Annotated in this window: 3 protein-coding genes; all 3 read left to right on the plus strand. The window is 63.9% G+C overall.

Annotation, left to right across the window (positions count from 1 at the left end; all coding sequences use genetic code 11):
* Window positions 1-68: 68 nt before the first annotated feature.
* Window positions 69-1,571: a chromosomal replication initiator protein DnaA gene (dnaA, locus tag VN856_RS04185; protein ID WP_325686448.1), complete on the plus strand. Its 1,503-nt coding sequence runs from the start codon at window positions 69-71 to the stop codon at window positions 1,569-1,571.
* A 521-nt stretch (window positions 1,572-2,092) separates the two neighbouring features.
* The gene (gene dnaN / locus VN856_RS04190; protein ID WP_325686444.1) at window positions 2,093-3,292 is read left to right on the plus strand and encodes a DNA polymerase III subunit beta; all 1,200 of its coding nucleotides are present in this window, start codon (window positions 2,093-2,095) and stop codon (window positions 3,290-3,292) included.
* A gap of 7 nt (window positions 3,293-3,299) precedes the next feature.
* On the plus strand, window positions 3,300-3,679 hold a 380-nt coding region (locus VN856_RS04195), incomplete at its 3' end, for an AAA family ATPase (RefSeq protein ID WP_325686446.1).

The following is a 3,679-nucleotide window of genomic DNA, read 5'->3' on the forward strand; positions in this document are numbered from 1 at the left end:
AACTATGTGGACAGCTCGTCGCCGCAGCTACCGGTTGTATTTCGACGACACATCAGGGGGATCCGTCGTTGACCGAGGACCCCGGATCAAGCTTCGCCACGGTCTGGAGCGCGGTCGTCTCCGAACTCAACGGCGAACTCGCCACCGATAGCGCCGCGCTCAACGGTGAACCGTATATTCCACCGCTGACACCTCAGCAGCGTGCGTGGCTGAACCTCGTCCAGCCGCTGCAGATCGTCGAGGGCTTTGCTCTTCTCGCCGTGCCGAGCAGCTTCGTGCAGAACGAGATCGAACGTCACCTCCGCACCCAGATCACCGAGGCGCTCAGCCGTCGGCTCGGACAACAGATCGAGCTCGGCGTGCGGATCTCCCCGCTAGCCGGCGACGAATCCGAGGACGCCATCGGCGCCGGAGCCGACGAGCCGATCTCCGACCTCGACGAGATCGACGAAGACGGCGAGGCCCTCGCCAGCGCTCACCAAAACTGGCCGTCGTACTTCTCCGAGCGGCCACACAGCACCGCGGCCGACGCGGCCGCCGGCCTCAGCTTGAACCGCCGCTACACCTTCGACACATTCGTCATCGGCGCCTCGAACCGGTTCGCCCACGCCGCGGCGCTGGCAATCGCCGAGGCACCGGCCCGGGCCTACAACCCCCTCTTCATCTGGGGCGAGTCCGGACTGGGTAAGACACACCTGCTGCACGCCGCCGGTAACTACGCCCAGCGGCTGTTCCCCGGCATGCGGGTCAAGTACGTCTCGACCGAAGAATTCACCAACGACTTCATCAACTCCCTGCGCGACGACCGCAAGGTGGCGTTCAAACGCAGCTACCGCGATGTCGACGTGCTGCTGGTCGACGACATCCAGTTCATCGAAGGCAAAGAAGGTATCCAGGAAGAGTTCTTCCACACCTTCAATACCCTGCACAACGCCAATAAGCAGATCGTCATCTCCTCCGACCGGCCGCCCAAACAGCTTGCAACACTTGAAGATCGGCTGAGAACTCGGTTCGAATGGGGGCTGATCACCGACGTCCAGCCGCCGGAGCTGGAAACCCGCATCGCCATCCTGCGCAAGAAAGCGCAGATGGAGCGGCTCAATGTTCCCGACGACGTGCTCGAGCTGATCGCCAGCAGCATCGAACGCAACATCCGCGAGCTGGAAGGCGCGCTGATTCGTGTCACCGCGTTCGCCTCGCTGAACAAGGCGCCGATTGACAAAGCTCTGGCCGAGATCGTGTTGCGCGACCTGATCGCCGATGCGAGCACCATGCAGATCAGCGCGGCGACGATCATGGCGGCCACCGCGGAGTACTTCGACACCACGGTCGAGGAACTACGTGGCCCCGGCAAGACCCGGGCACTGGCCCAGTCCCGGCAGATCGCCATGTATCTATGTCGCGAACTGACAGACCTGTCGCTGCCCAAGATCGGCCAGGCTTTCGGCCGCGACCACACCACGGTGATGTACGCGCAGAAGAAGATCCTGTCCGAGATGGCCGAGCGGCGCGAGATCTTCGATCACGTCAAAGAACTCACAACGCGGATTCGCCAGCGCTCCAAGCGCTGATATTTCCGGCCAGATTCCAAAAAACTTCTATCTCGGCCACAACACCTGTCACACAGTCGGCTGTGGATGCAGCTGTGCGCAACACTGCTCACACTCGCGTGCCAACCACGGTCGTCATGCACAACCCCGACCGGTCCCCAACCGCTGCACACGAACCACACAACCCGGCCCCGTGTCATGCACAGCCCGGTCGGCTCCCCCAGCAGCACAGACCTCATGCTGTCCCCAGCTTGCACAGGCCTTAATACTGTTATTGAAATATCTACTAGTTTGTTCTTTAGAAAACGGCGTTGGGGACAAGCCGTTCCACACCCCGGTCTCGACTCGGGAAAGCCCTGAGTGTCGCTGCTTCCGATTAGCTTTCAAGATGGCCTCCGACGCTCTACGGTTGTGGTTCGACTGCCGTTTCGGTCGTCGGAACGGATTACCGGCACGGGCGTCCGTCAGCGGGGAATACCGCTCCTCACGTGGGTGGAGCCGCTTGACGTTGGCCTTGCTGTTCGGGGTGATGAAGGGACGCAATGGACGTGGCGACGACCACAGTCGGCCTGACCGACTTGAAGTTCCGCCTGGTGCGGGACGACTTCGCTGACGCGGTGGCGTGGGTTGCGCGGACCCTGCCGACCAGGCCCACCGTGCCGGTGCTGGCCGGCGTGCTGTTGACCGGCTCGGATGATGGCCTGACAATCTCCGGATTCGACTACGAGGTCTCCGCCGAAGTTCGGTTGGCCGCTGAAATCGCTTCTCCGGGAACAGCTTTGGTGTCAGGTCGACTGCTGTCCGACATCACCAAGGCGCTTCCGAACAAGCCCGTCGATGTCCAGGTCGAGGGCACCAGGGTTTCGTTGGCTTGCGGAAGCGCGAAGTTCTCGTTGCCGACGATGGCGGTCGAGGACTACCCGACGCTGCCGGCACTGCCCGAGGAGACCGGCGCCCTGCCGTCCGACGTGTTCGCCGAGGCGATCGGTCAGGTCGCGGTCGCGGCCGGCCGTGATGACACGTTGCCGATGCTGACCGGGATTCGCGTCGAAATCTCCGGCCAGTCCGTGGTTTTGGCTGCTACTGACCGGTTCCGGCTTGCGGTTCGAGAGCTGACCTGGTCGGCGGCTGCACCTGATGTCGAAGCCGCGGTGTTGGTGCCGGCCAAGACGTTGTCCGAGGCGGCCAAGAGTGGTGCCGACGGTGCCGAGGTGCACTTGTCGTTGGGCGCAGGATCGGCGGTCGGCAAGGACGGCTTGCTGGGCATCAGCGGAAACGGCAAACGCAGCACCACTCGACTGTTGGATGCGGAGTTCCCGAAGTTCCGGCAACTGCTGCCGACCGAGCACACCGCGGTGGCTACTGTCGGTGTGGCCGAACTGAGCGAGGCGATCAAGCGCGTTGCCCTGGTGGCCGATCGCGGGGCGCAGGTTCGGATGGAATTCTCCGACGATGTGCTGCGACTCTCGGCGGGTGCCGACGATGTGGGTCGCGCCGAAGAGGACGTACCGGTGGAATTCGCCGGCGAACCGCTGACCATCGCGTTCAACCCGACGTATCTGACCGACGGGTTGGGGTCGCTGCATTCCGAGCGGGTGTCGTTCGGGTTCACCACACCGAGTCGCCCGGCGGTGCTGCGTCCGGCCGGCGATGACGACGCGCAGCCGAGCGGCAGCGGGCCGTTCCCTGCGGCTCAGACCGAGTATGTGTACCTGCTCATGCCGGTTCGTCTGCCTGGTTAGCGATTAGGTGTACGTCCGTCATCTGGGCTTGCGGGACTTCCGGTCGTGGGCGAATGTCGAGCTCGACCTGACGCCGGGCCGGACGGTATTCGTCGGCTCCAACGGCTACGGCAAGACGAATCTCGTTGAGGCCCTGTGGTATTCGTCGACTTTGAGTTCGCATCGGGTGGCCACCGACGCGCCCCTGGTGCGGGTTGGGGCCCAGCGCGCGGTGGTGTCGACGATTGTGGTCAACGACGGGCGCGAATGCGCGGTCGACCTGGAGATCACCGCCGGCCGGGCCAACAAAGCGCGATTGAACCGGTCGCCGGTCCGCAGCGCCCGCGAGGTGATCGGCGTGCTGCGGGCGGTGTTGTTCGCACCGGAGGATCTGGCGCTGGTCCGGGG

This window comes from Mycobacterium sp., assembly GCF_035603715.1.
Lineage (GTDB): Bacteria > Actinomycetota > Actinomycetes > Mycobacteriales > Mycobacteriaceae > Mycobacterium.

Coding starts and splice junctions, on each gene's coding strand:
- dnaN (WP_325686444.1), top strand. CDS start 2,093: ATGGACGTGGCGACGACCACAGTCGGCCTGACCGACTTGAAGTTCCGC.